The following is a 22,304-nucleotide window of genomic DNA, read 5'->3' as shown; positions in this document are numbered from 1 at the left end:
GCCAACATCCTTCGAAGGATGTTGGCACGGTTTTCGAAAACCGTGCCCGCGCCCTAAAGCTTGGCCTCGATCGCCTCCCAGATGGCTTGGGCCACGTTGATCCCGTCAAACCGCTCCAGTTCCTGGATCCCGGTGGGCGAGGTCACGTTGATTTCGGTCAGGTAATCACCGATCACGTCAATCCCGACGAACACCTGCCCCTTCTCCTTCAAAAGCGGCCCGATCCGTGCGCAAATCTCCCGGTCGCGCTCCGAAAGCCCGATCTTTTCGGGCCGACCGCCAACGTGCATGTTCGACCGGGTTTCCCCGGCCGCCGGCACCCGGTTGATCGCACCGATCGGGTCACCATCCACGAGGATCACCCGCTTGTCACCCGCGGAGACGTCGGGAAGAAATTTCTGCACGATCAAGGGCTCGCGGGAAAACCCCGTGAACAGCTCGTGCAGGGACGTCAGGTTCCGGTCATTTTCATCCAGACGGAACACCCCGGCCCCGCCATTTCCGTAAAGCGGCTTGAGAATGATATCCCCGTGGCGCGCCTTGAACCCTTTGATCGTCTCCAGATCCCGCGCGATCATCGTTGGCGGCGTGAGGTCCGGGAAATCCAGCACCAGGAGCTTTTCCGGAAAGTTCCGTACCCAGAACGGATCGTTCACCACCAGCGTCTTGCCTTTCAGCCGGTCCAGCAGATGGGTCGATGTGATGTAATGCATGTCGAACGGCGGATCCTGCCGCAGCCAGACAACGTCGAAGTCCGCCAGATCGACCTGCTCCTGTGGGCCCAGCGAAACATGATCCCCCTGCACCCGCTGCACGGAAAAGCGCTGGCCTATCGCGAGGATGTGCCCCTCGTCATAGGCCATCTTGTCGGGGCTGTAGAAGAAAAGCTCGTGGCCCCGCGCCTGCGCTTCTTCGGCGAGCCGGAAACTGCTGTCGGCGTTGATGTTCACCGATTGAATCGGGTCCATTTGAAACGCGATTTTCATGTGCTGCCCCTCGCAAACTCTGCCCTCCTAATGGCGCAAGGCATCCGGGCACGCAAGATCGCGGCGCTACATCGCCATGCTGGCGTTGGGGATGATGTCGATCACGCCCTGCGCGTCCACAAGCGCCACGTCCAGCCGCGCATCGGTCAGCGTTCCGTTCGGACATTGGCCAAGGTAGTCTTCAGCGCTGCGCAAAATGCGCGCCATTTGCCGCGCCGACAGGCGCAGCGCCGCCTGTGCATGGGTGCGGCTTTTCTTGACCTCGACGAAAACGATCGTATCGCCATCGGCAAAGATCAGATCGATCTCCCCACAGCGTCCGCGCCACCGGGTTTCACGCAAAGCCGCCCCTTGTTGAACATAGCGCCGCGCGACCGCCTGTTCCGCGCTGACCCCCGCCTGGTAATTGGTGCGCCGCGCATCAATCTTGCATCCGGGTTCATTCTGAAAATCGAGTGCCATCCATCAATCCTCTTCAGAATCACCCTAAATCAACACATCTAACGTTTCCCTAACGCCATCGCCCTTTGATACGCTTCGCGCCTCGGCACCCCGAATATCTTTGACACTTCGCTTGCTGCGTCCTTGACCGAAAGCCGCGACAGCGCATCGTTCAACGCGTCGTCGAGCGTGGCCTGATCCGTTGTCACGCCCGCGCCTCTGTCGATGACCACGACGATCTCGCCCTTCGGCGCCTCGGCGGCGTATTTCTTGGATAAATCCGCCAAGCTTCCCGCGCAACGCTCTTCGAATTTCTTGGTTAATTCCCGGCATATCACCGCAGCGCGATCCGCGCCCAGAACCTCGGCCGCGTCTCGCAGCATCGCGCCAAGGCGCTTCGGGGATTCGTAGAAGATCAGCGTTGCCGGCACGCTGACGAACTCCGCCAACATCGTCTTTCGCTTGCCCGAACTGTTGGGCAGGAACCCGGCAAAGAGAAATCGGTCCGATGGCAGCCCGGACAGGGTCAGCGCCGCCACCGCCGCCGTAGCTCCGGGCGCCGTCGTGCAGGACACCCCTGCCTCCAGCGCTGCGCGCATCAGGTCAAAACCGGGATCCGAAATCAGCGGCGTTCCGGCCTCCGACGCGTAGACCACCGATTGTCCCGCCTCCAGCGCGGCCATCAGCCTGGGCCGCGCCCGATCGCCATTGTGGTCATGATACGCCACCAGCGGCCGGTCGCCCAAGGCAATGCCGTGGATCTCCATCAACCGGCGCAGCGATCGCGTGTCTTCGGCGGCCAAAACATCCGCACCCGCCAGAAGATCCAGCGCACGCAAGGTGATGTCCCGCGCATTGCCCAGCGGCGTCGCCACAAGGTACAGACCCGGCGCGATATCGCGTGTCTGCCAATTCATGTCTGGACCCGCCTTTCGCGTTGTCTATTATCCCCCCAAATCAAAATTTCGCGCGCGCCATGGCGTGACGCGATCAGGGAGTGCGTTTTATGTTGGCTGTTTTGTCCACCCCCCGCAAGCTGTTGCGCAAAGCCGTGGCCGTCGCCGCGTTTCTGGGCCTTGCCGCCTGTGACCCGGCGATGATGTCCGGTCCAGCAAGCGGCGCAGGCCCGCGCGTGAACACGAACGCGCCCGTGCCCGTCGCCCTGTTGATCCCGCGCAGCGACAGCGGCGCCGGTGCCGTGGCTGCAAGCCTCGAGAACGCCGCGCGTCTGGCGCTGGCCTCTCTCGACGGGGTGCAGATCGACCTGCGGGTCTATGACACCGGCGGCAACGCGCAGCGTGCGGCCGTTCAGGCCGAAACCGCCGTCGCCGAAGGGGCGCAGATCATCCTCGGGCCGCTCTTTGGCGAAGCCGCGAACGCCGCAGGTGTGGCGGTGGCCGACAATGGCGTGAACGTGCTCAGCTTCTCGAACAACCCGTCCATCGCGGGCGGTAACGTCTTTATCCTGGGGCCGACCTTTCGAAACACCGCCGATCGTCTGCTGGGATACGCGGCCCGGCAGGGCAACAGCTCGGTGGTGATCGTGCATCCGCAAAACGTCGAAGGCGAGTTCGGCAAGGCCGCGATTCAGGCCGCCGCCAGCCAGAACGGCGTCCGCGTGGCGGCGATCGAATCCTTCCCGTTCTCGCAACAAGGCGTGTCCGCCGCAGTCCCCCGCATCCGCAGCAGCGTCGAGACCACCGGAGCCGACGCGATTTTCCTGACCTCGAACGCGGCGGGCGCGCTTCCCATGCTGTTGCAAATGCTGCCCGAGGCCGGCGTAAGCCCGTCGGCGACGCAATATCTCGGCCTCGCCCGTTGGGATGTGCCCGCGCAGATCCTGTCGATGCCCGGCGCACAGGGCGGATATTTCACCCTGCCCGACAACGCCGCCAAATCCGCTTTCGACAGCCGCTACCGGGCCCGGTTCGGCCAGGAACCGCATCCGCTCGCGGGGCTGGCCTTTGACGGGATTGCGGCGATCGGCGCGCTTGTGCGTCAGGGACGTTCCGACGCGCTGAGCGCCCGAGCCCTGACCCAGAACTCGGGCTTTCAGGGCGCGAACGGCGTATTCCGGCTTCGTCCCGACGGAACCAATGAGCGCGGTCTCGCAGTCGCGACCGTGCGCAACAACCAGGTGACCATTCTTGACCCAGCCCCATCCGGCTTCGGCGGCGCAGGCTTCTAAGTCCTTGATCAAAGAGCAATCGTCGGACGCCCCACCGGTGTCCGACACGTTCGGGGATATCCTCGACGTCAATGACCTGCGCGATCGTCTGTGGCAAAGCCTCGGCGACACCACGGACGAGCGCGAGATCCGCGCAACCACTGTCGACACGCTCAAGGCCGCGCAGAAAACCGGGCGCGCGGCCATCGCGGCGCGACTCGATGCCAATCCGCGTAACGCTCTGCCGGTGACGACCGGCTATACGTGGCTCACCGACCAGATGGTCGCGCTCACCTTCGAGATCACCACGCAGCGCATCCACCGGAACCCGAACCCGACAGAGGGTGAGCGCCTCGCCGTGCTGGCCGTCGGCGGCTACGGGCGTGGCGAGATGGCGCCGTTTTCGGATGTCGATCTGCTGTTTCTGACCCCCTACAAGATCACCGCCTGGGCCGAGAGCGTGATTGAATCCATGCTCTACATCCTCTGGGATCTGAAGCTGAAGGTCGGGCACTCCTCGCGCACCGTGAAAGACTGTTTGCGCCTCGGGGCCGAGGATTTCACGATCCGTACCGCGATGCTCGAACATCGGTTTCTCGTTGGCCACGAACCTCTGGCGAAAGAACTCGACACCAAGCTCTGGAAGACGCTCTTCCGTGGCACCGAGGTCGAATTCGTGGAGGCAAAGCTTGCAGAACGCGACGCCCGTCACATCAAGCAGGGCCAGCGCTACATGGTGGAGCCCAACGTCAAGGAGGGCAAGGGCGGCCTGCGCGACCTGCAATCGCTCTTCTGGATCGCGAAGTACATCCACCATACCGACGACATCAGCGAACTTGTCCGCAAGGGCATCTTCCGCCCCGAGGAATTCGAGACCTTCGTGAAGGCGGAAAACTTCCTCTGGGCGGTGCGTTGTCATTTGCATCTCGCCTCGGGCCGCGCCACCGAACAGCTGACCTTCGACATGCAGGTCGAAGTGGCCGAGCGTATGGGCTACGTCGATCGCGGGGGTCGTCGCGCGGTGGAAATCTTCATGCAGGATTTCTTCCGTCATGCCACGTCGGTCGGGGATCTGACCCGGATCTTCCTTACCTCGCTGGAAGCGTCGCAGCAGAAAGAGCCGCCGCTTCTCATGCGCTTGCTGAAACGCGCGCCCAAAATGAAGGACGGCTACGAGGTGGTGAACAACCGCCTCGCCATCATCGACGAGGCGGATTTCCTCGCCGACAAGATGAACCTTCTGCGCATTTTCGAGGAAGCGCTGCGCACCGGCCTGTTGATCCACGCCGATGCCATGCGCCTGATCAGCGCCAATCTGCACCTGATCGACAAGGACATGCGCAGCGACAAGGAAGCCCAGCGCATCTTCCTCGACCTGCTGCTCAAGCACGGAAATCCCGAACGCGCATTGCGTCGCATGAACGAGCTTGGCGTGCTCGCCGCGTTCATCCCCGAATTCGAGCCCATCGTGGCGATGATGCAGTTCAACATGTACCACCACTACACGGTGGACGAACACACGATCCAATGCATCTGGCACCTGAGCGAGATCGAAAACGGCCATCTTGTCGAAGAGCTGCCCGTGGCCAGTTCGATCCTCAAGCACGGCGTCAACCGCAAGGTGCTCTACGTGGCGCTTCTGCTGCATGACATCGGCAAGGGCCGGGACGAAGATCACTCGGTTCTCGGCGCCAAGATCGCCCGCAAGGTCGCGCCGCGACTGGGGCTGAGCAAGCAGGAATGCGCCACTGTCGAGTGGCTGGTGCGCTACCACCTGCTGATGTCCGACATGGCCCAGAAACGCGATATCGCCGATCCCCGCACGGTGCGCGATTTCGCCAAGGCGGTGCAGACCAAGGAACGGCTCGACCTGCTTTGCGTCCTGACGGTCTGCGACATTCGCGGCGTCGGGCCCGGCACGTGGAACAACTGGAAAGCGGCCCTGATCCGCGCGCTCTATCGCCAGACCCGCCGCGCGCTCGAGGACGGGATGGAGGCGCTCAACCGCGAAAACCGCGGGACCGAGGCCAAAAAGGCGCTCCGCGAGGCGCTCAAGGGATGGGACGCGAAAGACCTCCGGGTCGAGACCGGGCGCCATTACCCGCCTTATTGGCAGGGCTTGCACGTCACCGCGCACAAGGTTTTCGCAGAGCTTTTGCGCGATATTGACGACAACGAGATTCGCATCGACATCCATCCCGATGAGGACCGCGACGCGACCCGCGTCTGCTTTGCTCTTGCCGACCATCCCGGCATCTTTTCCCGTCTGGCCGGCGCGCTGGCCCTGGTCGGTGCAAACGTGGTCGATGCGCGGACATTCACCTCCAAGGATGGTTTCGCCACCGCCGCCTTCTGGATCCAGGACGGCGACGGGTCGCCCTACGAGGATGTGCGTATCCCGCGCCTGCGCGAGATGATCAAAAAGACCCTGCGCGGCGAAGTGGTGCCGCGCGACGCGATGAAACCGCGCGACAAGATCAAGAAACGCGAACGCGCCTTCAACGTGCCCACCTCCATCACGTTCGACAACGAAGGCTCCGAGATCTACACGATCATCGAAGTCGACACGCGCGACCGTCCCGGATTGCTTTTCGATCTCACCCGCACGCTGGCCAATGCCAATGTCTATATCGCCTCGGCCGTGATCGCGACCTACGGCGAACAGGTCGTCGATACCTTCTATGTGAAGGATATGTTCGGACTGAAATTCCATTCGGAGAGCAAGCAAAAGTCGCTCGAAGCCAAGCTGCGTACCGCCATCTCCGAAGGCGCGGCGCGGGCGAAGGAATGATATCCGCGACGGACCAGCCAATGAGTTGAGGGTCAAGTATAACTGCCGCAAAAGCCCCTCGAACCAGAAACGACACAACGCGAACCACTGCGATACCACGTGGATGATCCCGATACCTCCCATTGCCGATATGTCGCTGTGAGGGATCATCGGCGCGCGATATCCGCCCGATTGTCCTGACCGGCCATCTCCGACACCGCGTGGCGCAATCGATCTTCGTCCTGCCTTTGCAAATCGCGGCTGATGTCTCGGTAGGCGCGGTCAACCCGTGTCGCCTCGAAAAGGGCGCGCGCCTCGGTGATCGGGACGATCCCAGCGATCGGTCTGCCACGTCGAAGGATGGCATATCGGGCGCCATGGAAATTCACTTCGTCGAGCACTTGCCGCAAATGGCTGCGCAGCCAGTCGGTGCTGACATCCTCCAATGGAGACAGGTTGTAGCGGTACATCGGAATCGGTCCTTTGGCAGCGTTGAAACAACCGTGACACCGAAACCTTGCCAATTCGTAACCGCGCCGCGCGACGCGGCCCGACAGGGTCAACGGTACGAATGATCCGTACGGTTGAGCCGTCCGAACCGTACGTGGGTCCCGAGTTTGTCCCCAAAACCGGCTGAACGCCGCCAAATCCGTGAAAAAACCGCCCTGAACCGTACGTGCCGTACGCTCCTGCCGTACAACGGGCACTTTCCGCCGGGCGATTTCTGCTCTACCCCATGCGTCACGCGCAAGGAGCCCGCATGAAACCCATTCGCCTCATTTCCGGTGTTCTCACCGTCGGTTTCTGGACCTTGATGAGCCGCGTTCTGGGCGTCTTGCGCGAGGTCATGATCCTTGCCTTCATCGGTCCCGGTCCGGTGATGGACGCCTTCGTCGCGGCGTTCCGACTGCCCAACATGTTCCGCCGTTTCTTTGCCGAAGGCGCGTTCAACGCGTCATTTGTTCCCATGTTTTCCAAGCGGTTGGAGGCCGATGACAATGCCACCGGCTTCGCCACCCAGGCGCTTTCGGGGCTGGCCTTTGTCCTTTTGATCCTGAGCGCTTTGGCGATGGTTTTCATGCCGGGGCTGGTCTGGCTGACCGCAGGCGGCTTCGTCGGAGACCCGCGTTTCGCGCTTACGGTCGACTATGGCCGGATCATCTTTCCCTATATTCTGCTGATCTCGCTGACCGCTCTGTTTTCTGGCGTTTTGAACGCGACCGGGCGCTTTGCCGCCGCTGCCGCCGCGCCGGTCTTTCTTAATATTTTCGTATGCCTGTCAATCGCTTGGGCGGCCTACACCGGAGGCGAAGTCATCCAATGGCTGGTCTGGACCATCCCGGTCGCGGGGTTTGCACAACTGGCCCTGGTCTGGGTCGCCGCGGATCGCGCCGGGATACGTCTGCGCCCGTCGCGGCCACGTTGGACGCCCGAGATGAAGCGATTGGTCGTGGTCGCGATCCCGGCTGCGCTTGCGGGGGGCGTGATGCAGATCAATCTGCTTGTCGGCCAACAGGTTGCGTCGCATTTCGAGAACGCGGTCGGCTGGCTTTATGCGGCGGACCGGCTTTACCAGTTGCCGCTCGGCGTGGTGGGGATCGCCGTCGGGATCGTTCTTCTGCCGGACCTGTCCCGACGGCTGACCGCGCAGGACGACCGTGGTGCCAAACACGCGTTTTCACGGGCCGGGGAATTGTCGCTGGCGCTGACCATTCCGGCGGCCGTCGCGCTCGTCGTTATCCCGCTACCCGTGGTCACCGTCCTGTTCGAGCGCGGCGCAACCGGCCCGGACGATTCAGCCGCCATCGCCGCTGCTGTGGCGGTCTATGGTCTGGGATTGCCCGCCTTCGTTTTGCAAAAGGTTTTACAGCCCCTGTTCTTTGCCCGCGAAGACACAAAATCTCCGTTCCGTTTTGCCGTCTGGGCGATGCTGGTGAACGCGGCCGTGGCGATTGGCCTGGCCCCTGTCCTTGGGTGGATCGCACCGGCAATTGCGACCACCCTGGCAGGCTGGGTCATGGTCTGGATGCTGGGGCGGGGTGGCCGCAAGCTGGGGGACGTGGCGCGGTTCGACGATCAGTTCCGGCGTCGTATCTGGCGGGTGTGTCTTGCCTCCGCCGGGATGGGCGGCGTGCTGTGGGCCAGCACCGTCGTGCTTGGTCCGTTCTTCGCGACGGCAGGACTTCGCTTCATCGCGCTCGCGGTTCTGATCGCGCTGGGGGCCGGCAGCTACGCGCTGTTCGGCCAGCTCATCGGCGCGTTCTCCTTGCGGGAATTCCGGGAGGCCTTCCGACGCGGACGCGCCTAGCTGCGCTGGCGCAAGCGGTCGACCAGTTTGGACCACCCGCCCGGTGCCAGAACCGTGGACAGCCCGAAGCCGATCGCGAAGCCCGCGATGTCGGCCACCCATTCGGCATTGGCGCCGAAAAGCAATCCGAAGATCAACTGGATCGCCAAGAGAAACCCGATGAGCGTGAAGGCCCGGATCTGGTTTTCGCCCAATTGCCCGAGCCGCAGCCAAAGCATGTAGGTGAAGCCGCCGATCAGGCCGTAAACCGCTGGGAACGCACCGACCAGGGGCGCGGTGTCGCCGATGGTCAGCGCATAGACCAGCGCGCCACCGGAGGCCGACACGAAGAAGATCGCCACCACGGCAAGGCTGCCCATGGCCTCGCCTACCATCTTGCCCAGGGCAAGAAGCATCACCCCGGCAAACAGGGCATGCGTGAAACTGGCATGAACGAACGGATAGGACACGAAGCGCAGGACATGCTCCAGCGGCCATCGCCCGCTGTCCCGCATCCACGCGAAGATCTCTGCCGAAAACGCGAAGCGTTCCATCGTGCCAAGCCGCCACCCGACGGCCTGAGGGCCACCCAACAGCCCCCGCGCGCCGAGGTTGAACGTGATCTCGATCCCGACGATCACAAGAAACAGCGCGATCACCACCGGTGGAAGCGGGTTGAGCGGGGGTTCGTTATGGGGATGAGACACGTTGGGGCCCTTGCTTGACGGCACTGGGTGCCATGGGTAAGGCACCGCAACCACTTTTGCCAGATGGAGTTTTACGATGACTGCGGCACCTACCGAGGGGGTCCAAACCTCTCGCACGTTCACAACCCGCGTCTTTTCCGGGATCCAGCCCTCGGGCGGCCTGACATTGGGCAACTACCTCGGGGCAATGAAGCGCTTTGTCGAAATGCAGGGTCAGGGCTTCGAGACGATCTACTGCATGGTCGACATGCATGCGATCACCGTCTGGCAGGACCCCGATGCGCTGCGTCGGCAGACGCGTGAACTGGCAGCCGGATACATCGCCAGCGGCATCGACCCCGAGAAATCCATTTTGTTCAACCAGTCCCAGGTGGCCGAACACGCCCAGCTCGCCTGGATCTTCAACTGCGTCGCCCGCATGGGCTGGATGCAGCGGATGACCCAGTGGAAGGACAAGGCCGGCAAGAACCAGCAGAACGCGTCTTTGGGTCTGTTTGCCTATCCCGCTCTGATGGCGGCCGATATCCTTGTCTACCATGCCACCCACGTTCCCGTGGGCGAGGATCAGAAACAGCATCTCGAACTGACCCGCGACATCGCGACCAAGTTCAACCACGACTTCAAGACGGATTTCTTCCCACTGACGGAACCCGTCATCGAAGGTGCCGCGACGCGGGTCATGTCCTTGCGGGACGGGTCGAAGAAGATGTCGAAATCCGATCCGTCGGATGCGAGCCGCATCAACATGACCGACGATGCCGATGCCATCGCGCAGAAGATCCGCAAGGCCAAGACCGACCCCGACGCCCTGCCGTCCGAGGCCGATGGCCTTGAGGGTCGCCCGGAGGCGCGCAATCTGGTCAACATCTATGCAGCCCTTGCGGAACAGTCGGTCGATGACGTCCTGCGCGACGTCGGCGGCAAGCCGTTTTCCGAATTCAAGCCGATGCTGTCGGACCTCGCGGTGGAAAAGCTCTCTCCGATCTCGGGCGAGATGGCGCGGCTGATGCAGCAACCTGACGAGATCGACGCGATCCTGCGCAAGGGGGCTGACCGGGCACGGGCCATTGCGGCGCCGATCCTGAAACAGACCTACGAGATTGTGGGGATGGTCAGCTGAAATTACCGGGGCAGATGGCCAAGGTACCGAAACCGCGTTGAAGGCCGCCTTTGGGCGGCTTTCACCGCCACCTGCTCTGGACCTTCCCCTGCCCCGCACCTAACCTGCGCGGCAACGAAGGAGGTTCCGATGGCAACCGGCACGAACATTCACACCTATTTCAACGGCACCTGGCACAACGGCGATGTCGCGGTGATGAACGCCGCCGATCATGGCGCGTGGCTGGGCAGCGGGGTGTTCGACGGGGCACGCTACGTCAACGGTGTGGCCCCCGACCTTCTGGCGCATTGCCAGCGCGTGAACCGATCGGCCGAGGCGCTCATGGTCACGCCCACCGTCAGCGCCGAGGACATGGTGCAGATCGTCTGGGACGGGCTGCGCGCCTACCCCAAGGACAGCGCGGTCTATATCCGGCCGATGTACTGGGCCATCGACGGCGATGCCTCTGCCATCATGCCCTCGCCCGACAAAACCGGCTTCGCGATCTGTCTCGAGGAAATCCCGATGGCGCCCGAAACCGCCAGCGTGTCGCTGGGCAAGACGCGCTTCCGCCGTCCCGTTCTCGAGGACGCGGTGGTCAACGCCAAGGCGGGTTGCCTGTATCCGAACAACGCGCGAATGCTGGCCGAAGTGCGGGCGCGCGGCTTCCAGAACGCGCTTGTCACCGACGCGATGGGCAATGTCGCCGAAAGCGCCACCGCCAATGTGTTCATGGTCAAGGATGGTGAGGTCTTCACCCCCATCGCCAACGGCACCTTCCTTGCCGGGATCACCCGGGCGCGCCACATGACCAACCTGCGCGCGGATGGTACTCAGGTGCACGAAACCGTGCTCACCTTCGCCGATTTCGAAGCGGCGGACGAGGTGTTCCTGTCGGGCAACATGAACAAGGTGACGCCCGTGGTCGGGTTCGAGGACACGTCCTATCAAGTCGGCCCCGTCACCCGCCGCGTGCGCGAGATGTATTGGGATTGGGCCCATTCCGAATGACGCCAGAGCCCCTGACGGAGGCTGACGATGCGACACTCGCCGCATTGACCGACCTCTGCATGCGGTCGAAGGCGTATTGGGGCTATGACGATGCCTTCATGGCGGCCTGCGCCGATGTTTTGCGGGTCACGCGTGATGATCTGAAACACCCGGTGGCCGTCGTTCGCGACGGCTCCACTTTTGCTGGCATGGCTCAAGTCCGGCTGAATGGCGACGAAGCGGACCTTGCCAAGCTGTTCGTGTCGCCGGATCATATGGGCCGTGGCGTTGGAACCGCCCTGATCGGCTGGGCCAAGGCGCAGGCCTGCGATGCGGGAGTCAGCACGCTCCGCGTTGAGTCCGACCCCGATGCGGAAGCGTTTTACCTGTCTCACGGCGCGCATCGCATCGGACACACCCCATCCGAAGCCATCCCGGAGCGCATGTTGCCCTTGCTCAGCTTGCCAAGCGGGCTGACGTGAGGGCCGGGCGAACTCCTGTTGCGCGGGTCCCTCTCCTGCGGCATGATCCCCGGCGGGAGAACATCTATGCGTAAATTCCTTGTTGTGCTGGATGACAGCCGCGAATGCCTGAACGCCATGCGCTTTGCGGCGATGCGGGCGGCCAAGACCGGCGGCGGGGTCGAGATCCTGTCGATCATCCCGGCGGACGAGTTCAATCATTGGATCGGTGTCGGCGAGGTCATGCGCGAAGAGGCGCGGGAACGCATCCACGCGCATTTCGAGGTGTTCGCGAAATGGATGCGTGACAAGCAGAACGTGAACCCGGAACTGGTCATCCGCGAGGGCGAGGCGGTGACCGAGATCATCGCTCAGGTGCAGGACGACCCGGATATCGGCGTTCTCGTCTTGGGTGCCAATTCCGGCAAGAAGGGCCCCGGACCGCTGGTCACGCAATTGACCAAGAATTCGGGAAGTCTGCCGATTCCGATCACCATCGTGCCGGGTGAATTGTCGAAAGAAAGGCTCGAAGCGATCACCTGACACGACCCCCTTGCGTCAGGTGGCACGGCAGAGAGCGTGTCGACGGCACAGGAAGGAGAGTGAGGTGGCCGCTGGCCTTGAGATAAGCCCACTGCGCGCGTTGCGGATGCTGTGGCTCGGCGCCAGCCTCTTTGCTGCGAACATGGCGACCGCCACGGAAGGTGGCTTCATCACGATCGTTTTGGCCGACGAGCGGTTGGAATTACCGCTGAACGCAGGGCACAGCGATTGGACCGGCTCTGCCGGGTTCGCGAAGGTCAGCATCCTGACCCGCCCCACAGACCTCGAAACCTGGCAGCGCTTTCAATCTCTCAGACTGGCGTTCGACCTTTTGCGCAATGGCGCGCAACTGCCGGAAATGTCGCTCTTGCGGAGAAGTCGTGGTTCCGGCTTCGAACGCTGGTACGGGCGGGCAGATAGCGGTGGTTTGGCGGTCGTCGTGACCGACAGGGCGCTGGACGGCGATCTGTTGCAGGTCAGTGGCAGCTTCACCGGAACGCTTGGGCAAAGCTTCGATTTCGGGCAAACCATCGACCTTTCGACGCCGATGCCCGTGTCAGGCACATTCGAGGTGAGATTGCTGCCTATTCGCTGAATTGCGATGCGGGCATTCCCGCAAAACTTAGAACTGTTCTAAACCTTGACGCTGCACCGGCGCATGCGCATATATGAACTCTCATCAGGAGGCGACGCCATGTTTATCCAGACCGAATCCACGCCGAACCCGGCCACGCTCAAGTTTCTTCCCGGCCAGACCGTGCTCGACATGGGCACTGCGGATTTCCCGACGGCCGAGGGGGCATCTGCCTCTCCGCTGGCGACGCGTCTTTTCAACGTCAATGGCGTCAAAGGGGTGTTCTTCGGACATGACTTCGTCACCGTGACCAAGGATGACGGCACCGATTGGGACCATCTCAAACCGGCATTGCTTGGCGCGATCATGGAGCATTTCCAGTCCGGCGACCCGGTCATGGCAGGCGATGCGCAAGCGCCGTCCGGCCATGCCGAACACACCGGTGAGGATGGCGAGATTGTGGGCCAGATCAAGGAATTGCTGGACAGCCGCGTCCGTCCCGCCGTTGCCCAGGACGGCGGCGACATCACGTTCCACGGGTTCGACCGGGGCGTCGTGTATCTGCACATGCAGGGCGCCTGCGCAGGTTGCCCGTCTTCGACGCTGACGCTCAAGATGGGGATCGAGAACCTGCTGCGCCACTACATCCCCGAGGTGACCGAGGTTCGCCCGGTTGCTGTCTGACACAACCCTATTGGCGTTCGACACATCGGCTGCGCATTGCGCAGCCGCTTTGTTTTGGGACGGTCGCGTGATCGCCACCCATGTCGACGAGATGTCGCGCGGACAGGCAGAACACCTGATGCCCATGCTTGAGGATTTTCTGGGCAAACACGGCAGATCGTGGTCTGACCTGACCCGCATTGGCGTCGGCGTCGGGCCGGGAAACTTCACCGGCATCCGCATCTCCGTCTCCGCGGCGCGCGGATTGGCACTGGGCCTCGGCGTGCCCGCCATTGGCGTGTCCACACTTCGGGCGATCCATCACCTGCACCCCGAAGCGACAGCCGCCGTCATGGCCCCGCGCGACATGATCTACGCACAGAGCCCGGGCGGTTCTCCCCAACTTGTCTCGGGTCAAGATGCCCCCGATGCCGTGTTCGCACCGGATGCCCACACGCTGATCTTCGCCATGGCAGAGGTCGCGGCACAGGCGGATGCAACGGCGGCAGAGCGCCCGAAACCGCTTTACATTAAGCCCGCAGACGCAGCCCCCGCCCGCGATGCGGCACCGAAGATCCTGCCGTGACACCAGAGGCGTTCGCTGCGCTCATGGACCGCGCCTATGTCGACATGCGTCCTTGGTCCGCGGAAGAGGTCGCCGCGACATTGGCGCGACCGCACACGCATTTCCTCTCGCGTGACAATGGCGGCTTGATCGCGCAACTGGTGGCGGGGGAATGCGAAATCCTTGCCATCGCCACCGAACCGGACGTCCAGCGCAAAGGCATCGCGTCGGCGCTCCTGTCCGATCTGATCGACATCGCAGCGCAGGAAAACGCCGCGCGTATCCTGCTCGAAGTGGCCAGCCGCAACGACCCTGCCCGCGCCTTCTACACTGCCAGGGGATTCGCCCCCGTCGGCACGCGGCGCGGCTACTACACGCTGCGGGACGGGTCCAAGGACGATGCTCTGGTGCTTTCCCGCGCCATTGCGCAGCGTCAATCCGAAGATGCGCCAACGTCACAGGGAACTTAGCTAAAAAGCGGTTGACCCCCTGCCATCCCTAACCGTTAATTGCAGCCGATCACCCGATCTCACCAAGCGACGCAATAAAGCCGTCGCGGTCCAACACCTGGGAGCTGCAAATGACCCTTATGACCAAACTTTACGGTGCCGTCGCTGCGTTGGCGCTGTCCGCTGGCGCGGCGATCGCCGAACCGGCCCTCATCTATGATCTCGGCGGCAAGTTCGACAAATCGTTCAACGAGGCGGCCTTCAACGGCGCGCAACGGTGGGCTGAGGAAACCGGCGGGAAATACCTGGAAATCGAAATCCAGTCCGAAGCACAGCGGGAACAGGCACTGCGGCGCTTTGCCGAAGCGGGCGCGAACCCCGTCATCACCACCGGATTCGCCATCGCCTCGGCGATCGAAGAGGTCGCACCGGATTATCCCGAGACCAAGTTCGTCAACATTGACGGCTTTCTGCCCGAGATCCCCGATAATGTGCAAATGATCGCCTTTCAGGAACACCAGGGCTCTTACCTTGTCGGAATGATGGCCGCGATGGCGTCCGAGTCGGGCACCGTTGGTTTCATCGGCGGTATGGACGTGCCGCTGATCCGCCACTTCGGCTGCGGCTATGCGCAGGGGGCCAAGGCGGTGAACCCCGATATCGAAATCATTGCCAACATGACGGGCACCACGCCGGCCGCGTGGAACGACCCGGTCAAGGGGTCTGAACTGGCTCAGGCCCAGATCAGCCAGGGCGCGGATGTCATCTACGCAGCCGCAGGCGGTACGGGCGTTGGCGTCCTGCAAACAGCGGCGGATGCGGACATCCTCTCCATCGGCGTCGACAGCAACCAGAACCACCTGCATCCGGGCAAGGTGCTGACCTCGATGCTGAAGCGCGTGGACGTCGCAGTCTACAACGCCATGAGCCAAGGCGAAAACATCGAGACCGGCACGAGCATCACGCTCGGTCTGGAAGAAGACGGCGTCGGCGTTGCCATCGACGAAAACAATGAGTCGCTTGTCACAGATGAAATGATGACCGCTGTCCAAGACGCGCGCCAAAAGATCATCGACGGCGAGATTGAGGTTGTAAGCTACTACGCAAACGACAGCTGCCCGGCGCTCAGCTTCTGAGACCGCACCAGCACCGATAAACGAACGGAGCGGCCGGGAACGGCCGCTCCAACGTATGACGGGCGACAGACCCGAAGACAGACGCAGGGATAGTTCATGACCACCGCTGTTGCCGCCCCAGACGCCACCGCCGAGACCACATCGGTCGCCCCCGCGATCCAGCTGAAAGGCATCTCCAAGGCATTTGGACCGGTTCAGGCCAACAAGAATATCTCTATCAGCGTCAAGCCCGGCACGATCCACGGCATCATCGGCGAAAACGGCGCGGGCAAATCGACCCTTATGTCGATCCTTTACGGCTTTTACAAAGCCGACAGCGGCCAGATTTTCATTCATGGCAAGGAAACCCAGATCCCCGACAGCCAGGCCGCGATCCGTGCCGGGATCGGGATGGTGTTCCAGCACTTCAAGCTGGTGCAGAATTTCACCGTTCTTGAAAACGTCATCCTCGGGGCCGAGGACGGCCCGTTGCTCCGCCCGTCGCTGAACAAGGCGCGCGGTGTCTTGAAGCAACTGGCGCAGGAATATGAACTGAACGTCGATCCCGACGCGGTGATCGAAAACCTCAGCGTCGGTCACCAACAGCGCGTGGAAATCCTCAAGGCGTTATATCGGCAGGCGGACATCCTGATCCTCGACGAACCGACCGGGGTTCTGACCCCGGCAGAGGCCGATCACCTTTTCCGCATCCTCGATAACCTGCGCAAAGAGGGCAAGACGATCATCCTGATCACCCACAAGCTGCGCGAGATCATGAACGCCACCGACACCGTGTCGGTGATGCGCCGCGGCGAGATGACGGCGACCGTCCAGACCTCTGAAACCAGCCCCGAGCGGCTGGCCGAGATGATGGTCGGGCGCAAGGTTCTGCTGCATGTGGACAAGAAACCCGCAACGCCGGGCAAACCGGTGCTCGAGGTGGAAAACCTGCGTCTGACGGACGACAAGGGTGTCGAACGGCTCAAAGGGATCTCGCTCGAGGTGCACGCGGGCGAGATCCTCGGCGTCGCGGGTGTCGCCGGGAACGGCCAGTCCGAACTGCTCGAAGTGCTTGGCGGCTACGCGAACGCGACCGGGAGCATCCGCGTCAACGGTCAGGAGATCGACCTGACCGGCAAACATTCCGACGGCCAATCCCGTCGCGCGCGCGGGATCGCGCATGTGCCCGAAGACCGGCATCGTGCAGGCCTGATCATGCCGTTCACCGCCTGGGAAAACACGATCTTCGGGTATCACCGCGATCCTAAGATCCAGACTGGACCGCTGATGAACAACGCCGCGATCAAGGCCGAAGCGGCCGCCAAGATGGAGCGCTTCGATGTGCGCCCGCCCAACCCGAAACTCGCGGCGCGCAATTTCTCGGGCGGCAACCAGCAAAAGATCGTTCTGGCGCGCGAAATCGAACGGAATCCCGACATTCTTCTGGTGGGGCAACCCACTCGGGGCGTCGATATCGGAGCGATCGAATTCATCCACAAGCAGATCATCCGCCTGCGCGACGAAGGCAAGGCGATCCTCCTGGTGTCCGTCGAACTCGACGAGATCTTCTCGCTTTCCGACCGCATCGCTGTGATGTTCGACGGTCAGATCATGGGCGAACGCGACCCGTCCGAGACGAACGAACAGGAACTCGGCCTCCTGATGGCAGGCATCACCGACACCGCCCACGCGGCAATGCCCGCCTCCCCGATGGCGATGAACGAAGAAGAGTTGCAGCAAGCCGCTGAAGCCGAGGCGAAGGCCAAGGAAACCTCCGACGCAACGCAGCCCGAGGCGGAAGCCGATCCGAAGACCTCTGAAGCGCCCACCCCGGATGACACACCTGTTGAGGCCGCTAACCGCCCGCAAGAGCCAAAAACACCTGAGCCACCGGTCCAGACCAAGAAGGCCGATGAAATCACACCCGAGACGGTCAACGTGGACCAGCCGCCCAAATCCGACTCCATCAGTCTCGGCAGCCTGAGCGCCACGATCACGCAGACCGCACACGCGGCTCCGAAGAACCCGGAACCGAAAAAAGACCCCAAGGAGAGCGACAAAGATGGATAAGATGCCCGGCTGGGCCGACGCGGTCCTTGTCCCCCTGATTTCGCTCATCCTCGCCGCGATCCTGTCGGCGCTGGTCATCATCGGTATCGGCGAAGACCCGATCGCCGCCTTCAAGCTCATGGTTGACGGCGCGCTGATGCGGTCCTCCGGTTGGGGCTATACGCTTTACTACGCGACCAACTTCATCTTCACCGGCCTTGCCGTCGCCGTGGCATTTCACGCCCGCCTGTTCAACATCGGCGGCGAAGGCCAGGCGATGATCGGCGGTCTGGGCGTTGCGCTGGCCTGCCTCTACATTCCGTGGCCCAACTGGTACGTGGCGCTTATCGGTGCGACGGTCTCGGCGGCGCTTTTCGGTGCGCTCTGGGCGCTGATCCCCGCCTATCTGCAAGCCAAGCGCGGCAGCCATATCGTGATCACCACGATCATGTTCAACTTCATCGCGGCTGCGGTTCTGAACTACGTCCTCGTCAATGTCCTGCGCCCGCAAGGCGCGATGGACCCGGCGACGGCACGCTTCCCCGAACCCACGCATCTGCCCACCTTCCAGCAAATGTTCTCAACGGCGGCGGAGCCGATGTTTCGCGGCGCTCCGGCCAACGTGACGTTCTTCATTGCCCTTCTGGCATGTGTCTTTGTCTGGGTGCTGATCTGGCGGACGCGGCTTGGCTACGAAATCCGGGCCTTCGGAAACTCTGAATCCGCCGCGAAATACGCCGGTATCAGCCCGGTCAAGATCACTGTGGTCACGATGTTGATCTCGGGCGGACTGGCCGGGATGATGGCGCTCAACACCACCATGGGCGAAGCCGAGCGGCTTGTGATGAACGCCACCGAAGGTGCCGGCTTCATCGGCATCGCCGTGGCGCTCATGGGCCGATCCCATCCGCTGGGCGTCCTTCTGGCGGCGCTGCTCTTCGGGTTCCTCTACCAGGGCGGGGCCGAGCTTGCGCTCTGGACGAACATCCCCCGCGAACTGATCGTGGTGATCCAGGCGCTGGTGATCCTGTTCACCGGAGCGCTGGACAACATGGTGCGGATGCCGCTCGAAAAACTGTTCCTCTCGATGCGCCGCACACCCAAGCCCGACAAGCGGTCGGCACAGACGGGTCCGGCGGAATGACCGCACACCACGAATATCAAGCCAAAGGTGCGCCATGGATTTCTTGACACTTCTTCAGGTCCTCGACAGCACCGTTCGTCTGGCCACACCGCTTCTTCTGGCCTGTCTTGCAGGGCTTTTTTCCGAACGCGCGGGCATCTTCGACATCGGGCTCGAAGGCAAGATGCTGGCGGCTGCGTTCTTTTCCGCTGCCATCGCCTCAATCACCGGCGATGTCTGGATGGGCCTTGGCGCTGGCATCGCCGCATCGCTCGCCCTGTCGGTGCTGCACGGGCTGGCCTCGATCACCTTTCGCGGCAACCAGCTTATCTCCGGCGTCGCGATCAACTTCCTGGCCGCTGGCCTGACCGTCCTCATTGCGCAGGACTGGTTCAGCCAGGGCGGCCGCACACCGTCGCTGATCGGCGCAGGCCGGTTCGAGGCGATCATCCTGCCAGGCGCACAATCCCTGGCCGGCATACCGCTGGTCGGACCGATCTACTCCGAGCTAATCTCGGGTCATTCCGTCCTCGTCTACGTCGCCTTCGCAATGGTGCCGCTCACATGGTGGTTGCTCTACCGCACCCGCTTCGGCCTGCGCCTGCGTGCCGTCGGTGAAGCCCCCGAAGCGGTGGACACGGCAGGCATTTCGGTCGTGGGGCTGCGCTACGTGGCGGTGGGCATCTGCGGCATCCTCTGCGGTGTTGCGGGCGCGTATCTCGCCACGGCGCTTCAGGCCGGGTTCGTCAAGGACATGACCGCAGGCCGCGGCTTTATCGCGCTGGCCGCCCTGATCTTTGCCAAGTGGCGGCCGTGGTACGCGCTCTACGCCTGCCTGCTCTTCGGACTGCTGCAAGCCGTGGCGCTGCGCTACCAGAATATCGATCTCGGAGCCTTCGTGGTGCCGGTGCAATTCATGGACGCGCTGCCCTACATCCTGACGGTGGTCATCCTCGCCGGGTTCGTCGGCAAGGCCATCCCGCCGCGCGCGGGCGGTGAGCCCTACGTCAAGGAACGCTGAGCCCAAACACGGGCCTGCTTCCGTCAACGGAAACCGGAGGATGCGTCACCGCATCCTCCTCCCCACCCTGAGTCCAGTTGAGACCAAATTCTAAGTCCTTTTTGCACCTGCGGCACTGCACACCTTGAAACGGCGCGCCGCTTGGGTTTAAGGACAAACATGATGATCTACCTCCCCATCGCCGAGGTTTCCGTAAACGCCTTTCTCCTGCTGGGTCTGGGCGGTGCGGTCGGCGTGCTGTCGGGCATGTTCGGTGTCGGAGGCGGGTTCCTCATGACACCGCTGCTGTTCTTCATCGGGATCCCCCCCGCCGTCGCCGTCGCGACCGAGGCGAACCAGATTGTCGCGTCGTCGTTTTCGGGCGTGCTGGCACATCTCAGACGCAAAACCGTCGACCTGCGTATGGGGACCGTCCTCCTGATCGGCGGTCTTGTCGGCGCGGCGCTGGGTGTCTGGGTTTTCAATTACCTCAAAAGCCTGGGTCAGGTCGATCTGCTGGTAAAGCTCTGCTACGTCGTGTTTCTCGGCATCATCGGGTCGCTGATGTTCGTCGAAAGCCTGAACGCCATCCGCAAGACCAAGTCCGGCAAGCCGCCCGCGCGGAAGAAACACAACTGGATCCACGGCCTGCCCTTCAAGATGCGGTTCCGCACCTCGGGTCTTTACATCTCGGTGATCCCGCCGCTGATCGTCGGCGTTCTGGTGGGCATTCTCGCGGCGATCATGGGTGTGGGCGGCGGTTTCATCATGGTGCCTGCGATGATCTACCTGCTGGGCATGCCCACAAAGGTGGTCGTGGGCACATCGCTCTTCCAGATCATCTTCGTCACCGGTTTCACCACCCTCCTGCACGCCACCACGAACTACACCGTGGACATGGTGCTGGCGGTCCTGCTTCTTGTCGGCGGCGTCGTCGGCGCCCAGTTCGGCACGATGATCGGGTCCCGGCTCAAGGCCGAACAACTCCGCATCCTGCTGGCGCTCATGGTGCTCGTCGTGTGCGGCAAGCTGGCACTGGACCTGCTGATCCAACCGGCCGAGCTCTTTTCGATCGGCGCGGCGGAGGGTCACTGATGCGTTGGCTGCTCCTGATCCTAACCCTTCTCGCCGCGCCTTTGCGTGCCGAAGAGGTGGTGCTCGGCCTCAGCCGGGATCAGGTCTCGATCTCGACCAATTTCGACGGATCCGAGATTATCCTTTACGGAGCGATCAAACGCGAAGAACCGATCGCGCAAGCGCCCCCGCTTCAGGTCATCGTCACGATCTCCGGCCCGCTGGAGCCGATCACCGTGCGCCGCAAGGACCGCATCCTGGGCATCTGGGTGAACGCCGATTCCCTGAACGTGTCCGCCGCGCCGAGCTTTTACGCCATCGCCACCTCTGCGCCGTGGGAGGAGGTTCTCAACGAAGCCGACGATCTGCGCCACACGATCTCGATTCCGCGCGCCATCCGGTCCGTCGGAGCCTGGTCGCAGGTCGCCAATCCGCAGGCCTTCATCAACGCGCTGATCCGCATTCGCATGGACAACGGCCTCTACGTGCTCAACGAAGGCGCGGTCGACCTGAAGGAAGCCACGCTTTTCAACACGGCGATCCAGATGCCCGCGAACCTGACCGAAGGCGAGTACGCCACCCGCATCTTCCTGACCCGCGGTGGCAAGGTGGTGTCGCATTACGAGACCAGCATCGATGTGCGCAAGGTCGGTCTCGAACGCTGGCTCTTCAACCTGTCACGTCAGCAGCCGCTGGCATATGGCCTTCTGTCGCTCGCCATCGCGATCGCCGCCGGATGGGGCGCATCGGCGGCGTTCCGTCTGCTGCGGTCGGGCTGATGGCACGCCCTGCCCCCGGAACCCGCGCCGACTACCGCGCCTTCCGCATTCTGCCGACGCGCTGGCAGGACAATGACGAATACGGCCACCTGAACAACGCGACCTACTACGCGCTTTTCGACACCGCCGTAAGCCTCTGGCAGATGGATCAAGGGATCGAGATCCGAGGCCCCGAAGCGACCCGCTTTCTCGTTGTCGAAAGCGGCTGCCGCTATCACGCGGAACTGGGCTTCCCCGACATCCTGACAGCCGGGATCAGGATCGCCCATATCGGCACATCCTCCTTCCGCTACGAGATCGCGCTGTTCGCCAATGACAACGATACGGCCGGGGCCGAAGGGTTCTTTACCCAAGTGCATGTCGGCGCAGACAACCGCCCCGCGCCGCTGCCTGCGCAAGTGCGCGAGGCGTTGGGCACGCTTGTCCCCTGAACCTTCATTGTTCCAAAAAATATGCACACGC

Annotated in this window: 22 protein-coding genes and 1 pseudogene; 18 read left to right on the top strand and 5 right to left on the bottom strand. The window is 62.7% G+C overall.

Translation table 11 applies throughout. The annotated features are described in order from the left end of the window. Positions 1–53 precede the first annotated feature (53 nt). The 3 genes from gshB to rsmI form a co-directional block, all read right to left on the bottom strand. Positions 54–986, bottom strand: coding sequence for a glutathione synthase (gene gshB / locus Q1B16_RS00540; protein WP_299783892.1), 933 nt, complete (start codon positions 984–986; stop codon positions 54–56). A gap of 66 nt (positions 987–1,052) precedes the next feature. After that, positions 1,053–1,448 (bottom strand): YraN family protein, encoded by a 396-nt coding sequence (locus Q1B16_RS00535; protein ID WP_299783891.1) that lies wholly within the window; start codon positions 1,446–1,448, stop codon positions 1,053–1,055. 38 nt (positions 1,449–1,486) lie between these two features. Then, on the bottom strand, positions 1,487–2,344 hold the full coding sequence (gene rsmI, locus Q1B16_RS00530; RefSeq protein ID WP_299783889.1) for a 16S rRNA (cytidine(1402)-2'-O)-methyltransferase: 858 nt from the start codon (positions 2,342–2,344) through the stop codon (positions 1,487–1,489). An 89-nt stretch (positions 2,345–2,433) separates the two neighbouring features. Between rsmI and Q1B16_RS00525 the strand changes: the two genes are divergently transcribed. After that, positions 2,434–3,615, top strand: coding sequence for a penicillin-binding protein activator (locus tag Q1B16_RS00525; RefSeq protein WP_299783887.1), 1,182 nt, complete (start codon positions 2,434–2,436; stop codon positions 3,613–3,615). Continuing rightward, the gene (locus tag Q1B16_RS00520) at positions 3,575–6,385 is read left to right on the top strand and encodes a [protein-PII] uridylyltransferase (protein WP_299783885.1); all 2,811 of its coding nucleotides are present in this window, start codon (positions 3,575–3,577) and stop codon (positions 6,383–6,385) included. The genes Q1B16_RS00525 and Q1B16_RS00520 overlap by 41 nt, the downstream gene beginning before the upstream one ends. 146 nt (positions 6,386–6,531) lie before the next feature. Here Q1B16_RS00520 and Q1B16_RS00515 read toward each other — a convergent pair whose 3' ends face one another. After that, the gene (locus Q1B16_RS00515; protein ID WP_299783883.1) at positions 6,532–6,834 is read right to left on the bottom strand and encodes a type II toxin-antitoxin system Phd/YefM family antitoxin; all 303 of its coding nucleotides are present in this window, start codon (positions 6,832–6,834) and stop codon (positions 6,532–6,534) included. Positions 6,835–7,124: 290 nt separating this feature from the next. Between Q1B16_RS00515 and murJ the strand changes: the two genes are divergently transcribed. Then, entirely contained in the window at positions 7,125–8,672 is a 1,548-nt protein-coding gene (gene murJ / locus Q1B16_RS00510) for a murein biosynthesis integral membrane protein MurJ (protein WP_299783881.1), read from the top strand. On the opposite strand, the gene Q1B16_RS00505 is transcribed toward murJ, so the two are convergent. Continuing rightward, entirely contained in the window at positions 8,669–9,358 is a 690-nt protein-coding gene (locus tag Q1B16_RS00505) for a rhomboid family intramembrane serine protease (RefSeq protein WP_299783879.1), read from the bottom strand. The two genes, murJ and Q1B16_RS00505, sit on opposite strands and share 4 nt — an antisense overlap. Positions 9,359–9,434: 76 nt before the next feature. On the opposite strand from Q1B16_RS00505, the gene trpS reads away from it, so the two are divergent. The 15 genes and pseudogenes from trpS (at position 9,435) to Q1B16_RS00430 (ending at position 22,273) form a co-directional block, all read left to right on the top strand. After that, positions 9,435–10,478, top strand: a complete 1,044-nt coding sequence (gene trpS, locus Q1B16_RS00500; RefSeq protein WP_299783877.1) for a tryptophan--tRNA ligase — start codon at positions 9,435–9,437, stop codon at positions 10,476–10,478. Between the two features lie 129 nt (positions 10,479–10,607). Continuing rightward, entirely contained in the window at positions 10,608–11,468 is an 861-nt protein-coding gene (locus Q1B16_RS00495; RefSeq protein ID WP_299783875.1) for a branched-chain amino acid aminotransferase, read from the top strand. Then, complete coding sequence (locus tag Q1B16_RS00490) at positions 11,465–11,929, top strand: GNAT family N-acetyltransferase (protein WP_299783873.1); 465 nt, start codon at positions 11,465–11,467, stop codon at positions 11,927–11,929. Before Q1B16_RS00495 ends, Q1B16_RS00490 begins: the two co-directional genes overlap by 4 nt. A 66-nt stretch (positions 11,930–11,995) precedes the next feature. Further along, positions 11,996–12,451, top strand: a complete 456-nt coding sequence (locus Q1B16_RS00485) for a universal stress protein (protein WP_299783871.1) — start codon at positions 11,996–11,998, stop codon at positions 12,449–12,451. 64 nt (positions 12,452–12,515) lie between these two features. Further along, on the top strand, positions 12,516–13,046 hold the full coding sequence (locus Q1B16_RS00480; protein ID WP_299783869.1) for a hypothetical protein: 531 nt from the start codon (positions 12,516–12,518) through the stop codon (positions 13,044–13,046). Between the two features lie 99 nt (positions 13,047–13,145). Beyond that, positions 13,146–13,709 (top strand): NifU family protein, encoded by a 564-nt coding sequence (locus Q1B16_RS00475; protein ID WP_299783867.1) that lies wholly within the window; start codon positions 13,146–13,148, stop codon positions 13,707–13,709. Then, complete coding sequence (gene tsaB, locus Q1B16_RS00470; RefSeq protein WP_299783865.1) at positions 13,699–14,274, top strand: tRNA (adenosine(37)-N6)-threonylcarbamoyltransferase complex dimerization subunit type 1 TsaB; 576 nt, start codon at positions 13,699–13,701, stop codon at positions 14,272–14,274. The genes Q1B16_RS00475 and tsaB overlap by 11 nt, the downstream gene beginning before the upstream one ends. Further along, complete coding sequence (locus Q1B16_RS00465) at positions 14,271–14,723, top strand: GNAT family N-acetyltransferase (RefSeq protein WP_299783863.1); 453 nt, start codon at positions 14,271–14,273, stop codon at positions 14,721–14,723. Before tsaB ends, Q1B16_RS00465 begins: the two co-directional genes overlap by 4 nt. 110 nt (positions 14,724–14,833) lie before the next feature. Further along, entirely contained in the window at positions 14,834–15,838 is a 1,005-nt protein-coding gene (locus tag Q1B16_RS00460) for a BMP family ABC transporter substrate-binding protein (protein ID WP_299783861.1), read from the top strand. 96 nt (positions 15,839–15,934) lie between these two features. Further along, positions 15,935–17,497: pseudogene (locus Q1B16_RS00455) on the top strand (ABC transporter ATP-binding protein); the annotation flags it as partial. 382 nt (positions 17,498–17,879) lie between these two features. After that, positions 17,880–19,010, top strand: coding sequence for an ABC transporter permease (locus tag Q1B16_RS00450; RefSeq protein WP_299783859.1), 1,131 nt, complete (start codon positions 17,880–17,882; stop codon positions 19,008–19,010). A gap of 34 nt (positions 19,011–19,044) precedes the next feature. Next, the gene (locus tag Q1B16_RS00445) at positions 19,045–20,010 is read left to right on the top strand and encodes an ABC transporter permease (protein WP_299783857.1); all 966 of its coding nucleotides are present in this window, start codon (positions 19,045–19,047) and stop codon (positions 20,008–20,010) included. Between the two features lie 159 nt (positions 20,011–20,169). Continuing rightward, complete coding sequence (locus Q1B16_RS00440; protein ID WP_299783856.1) at positions 20,170–21,084, top strand: sulfite exporter TauE/SafE family protein; 915 nt, start codon at positions 20,170–20,172, stop codon at positions 21,082–21,084. Further along, positions 21,084–21,842 (top strand): TIGR02186 family protein, encoded by a 759-nt coding sequence (locus Q1B16_RS00435; RefSeq protein WP_299783855.1) that lies wholly within the window; start codon positions 21,084–21,086, stop codon positions 21,840–21,842. Before Q1B16_RS00440 ends, Q1B16_RS00435 begins: the two co-directional genes overlap by 1 nt. Further along, entirely contained in the window at positions 21,842–22,273 is a 432-nt protein-coding gene (locus Q1B16_RS00430; protein WP_299783853.1) for a thioesterase family protein, read from the top strand. The genes Q1B16_RS00435 and Q1B16_RS00430 overlap by 1 nt, the downstream gene beginning before the upstream one ends. Positions 22,274–22,304 lie beyond the last annotated feature (31 nt).

The organism is uncultured Marivita sp., from assembly GCF_947488135.1.
GTDB lineage: Bacteria > Pseudomonadota > Alphaproteobacteria > Rhodobacterales > Rhodobacteraceae > Marivita.
This window is presented reverse-complemented; position numbering and strand designations above follow the sequence as displayed.

Bases quoted from the DNA above. Each gene is read 5' to 3' on its own strand.
- gshB (WP_299783892.1), bottom strand. From the start codon at position 986: ATGAAAATCGCGTTTCAAATGGACCCGATTCAATCGGTGAACATCAAC.
- Q1B16_RS00535 (WP_299783891.1), bottom strand. From the start codon at position 1,448: ATGGCACTCGATTTTCAGAATGAACCCGGATGCAAGATTGATGCGCGG.
- rsmI (WP_299783889.1), bottom strand. From the start codon at position 2,344: ATGAATTGGCAGACACGCGATATCGCGCCGGGTCTGTACCTTGTGGCG.
- Q1B16_RS00525 (WP_299783887.1), top strand. From the start codon at position 2,434: ATGTTGGCTGTTTTGTCCACCCCCCGCAAGCTGTTGCGCAAAGCCGTG.
- Q1B16_RS00515 (WP_299783883.1), bottom strand. From the start codon at position 6,834: ATGTACCGCTACAACCTGTCTCCATTGGAGGATGTCAGCACCGACTGG.
- murJ (WP_299783881.1), top strand. From the start codon at position 7,125: ATGAAACCCATTCGCCTCATTTCCGGTGTTCTCACCGTCGGTTTCTGG.
- trpS (WP_299783877.1), top strand. From the start codon at position 9,435: ATGACTGCGGCACCTACCGAGGGGGTCCAAACCTCTCGCACGTTCACA.
- Q1B16_RS00495 (WP_299783875.1), top strand. From the start codon at position 10,608: ATGGCAACCGGCACGAACATTCACACCTATTTCAACGGCACCTGGCAC.
- Q1B16_RS00490 (WP_299783873.1), top strand. From the start codon at position 11,465: ATGACGCCAGAGCCCCTGACGGAGGCTGACGATGCGACACTCGCCGCA.
- Q1B16_RS00485 (WP_299783871.1), top strand. From the start codon at position 11,996: ATGCGTAAATTCCTTGTTGTGCTGGATGACAGCCGCGAATGCCTGAAC.
- Q1B16_RS00475 (WP_299783867.1), top strand. From the start codon at position 13,146: ATGTTTATCCAGACCGAATCCACGCCGAACCCGGCCACGCTCAAGTTT.
- Q1B16_RS00460 (WP_299783861.1), top strand. From the start codon at position 14,834: ATGACCCTTATGACCAAACTTTACGGTGCCGTCGCTGCGTTGGCGCTG.
- Q1B16_RS00450 (WP_299783859.1), top strand. From the start codon at position 17,880: ATGGATAAGATGCCCGGCTGGGCCGACGCGGTCCTTGTCCCCCTGATT.
- Q1B16_RS00445 (WP_299783857.1), top strand. From the start codon at position 19,045: ATGGATTTCTTGACACTTCTTCAGGTCCTCGACAGCACCGTTCGTCTG.
- Q1B16_RS00440 (WP_299783856.1), top strand. From the start codon at position 20,170: ATGATGATCTACCTCCCCATCGCCGAGGTTTCCGTAAACGCCTTTCTC.
- Q1B16_RS00435 (WP_299783855.1), top strand. From the start codon at position 21,084: ATGCGTTGGCTGCTCCTGATCCTAACCCTTCTCGCCGCGCCTTTGCGT.
- Q1B16_RS00430 (WP_299783853.1), top strand. From the start codon at position 21,842: ATGGCACGCCCTGCCCCCGGAACCCGCGCCGACTACCGCGCCTTCCGC.